Source organism: Paraburkholderia sp. EG304, from assembly GCF_046543485.1.
In the GTDB taxonomy this organism is placed as follows: domain Bacteria; phylum Pseudomonadota; class Gammaproteobacteria; order Burkholderiales; family Burkholderiaceae; genus Paraburkholderia; species Paraburkholderia youngii.
Genome location: NZ_JBKGUA010000238.1, coordinates 1 through 997 on the forward strand (window position 1 = coordinate 1; position 997 = coordinate 997).

The window sequence follows — 997 nt, forward strand, 5'->3', positions numbered from 1 at the left end:
CCTGTTTGGCCGACCATCAGCACGCAGACCTTCTCGTCGATATAGCGGCCGGCGGCGAGATCATGGATGTGAGCGCGGTTGAGCTTGGGAACGCGGTCGAAGTCGAAGTTTTCGAGCGTCTTGCCCAGGGAGAAGCCAGCGCGGGCGAGCCGCACGCCGAGCTTCTTCTGCTCTCTCCGTGCGACCTCGTCGTGCAGAAGCATGGCGAGGAACTCCGTGTAGGCAAGTTGCCCGTCGATGGCTTGACGGTTGCGTTGCTCGAGCGAGTCAAGGATGCCCGAGAGGCGCAACTGCTTGAGGATCGTGTTCAGTTCTGGACTGGGATGCATGGGCGTTCAATGGATCAGAAGGGAATGGAGGTCACGGCCGAAGCGGCCGCCGTTCAGATAGGTGTCGGCAGGCGCCGGCGTCGGCGCTGGTGCTGCGGTGGGCTGGCTGTCCAACCCCTTGTCGAGGATCGTCTTGACGGTGCGGTACCTGGGGCTGGCGAACACGAGCGCACGCTCGCACGCAGCCTCCAGCCGTTGATCGCCGACCTTCTCGCGAAGCCTCACGACGCCCTGTGCGCCGCGCAGGTTGACGAGCACCTTGTCGTTGAACATCGCGAGAACGAGCGCGTGGCAGGCTGGCCCGATATCCTTTGCCCGCGCCAGGCACCACTGTGGCTCGTGCTCGAGCCACGCTTGCGTTTCGGGCGGCTGGTGGTCACGCACCGTGTGGCGATCGCCGGGCTTGCGCAAGCGCGGATGGGTCGCGACGAGCTCATGGCGGTGGAACACCTGCACGACCGTGTCGGTCGCCTTCAGCCACAGCTGCTTGCCGACGAGCGTGAACGGCACCGAGTACAGTGCCTTCTTGTAGACGACGTGTCCGTCGGTATGCACCTTGACCTCGCACCATACGGCCAGCACTGGCGGCACATCGGGCAGTCCGGCGAGCAGCGGCTTCTCGATGGCGAAACGTGCAAGCGGCTGCTCGCGCGTCGTGCCGTGCTCGC

The 997-nt window shown here is 65.0% G+C and carries 2 protein-coding genes; both read right to left on the minus strand.

Annotation, left to right across the window (positions count from 1 at the left end; all coding sequences use genetic code 11):
- On the minus strand, positions 1 to 329 hold a 329-nt coding region (locus tag ACLFKU_RS43585; RefSeq protein ID WP_410853375.1), incomplete at its 3' end, for an ATP-binding protein.
- A gap of 6 nt (positions 330 to 335) precedes the next feature.
- Positions 336 to 997, minus strand: a 662-nt coding sequence (locus ACLFKU_RS43590; RefSeq protein WP_410853376.1) for a Mu transposase domain-containing protein, incomplete at its 5' end; no start/stop codon positions are given.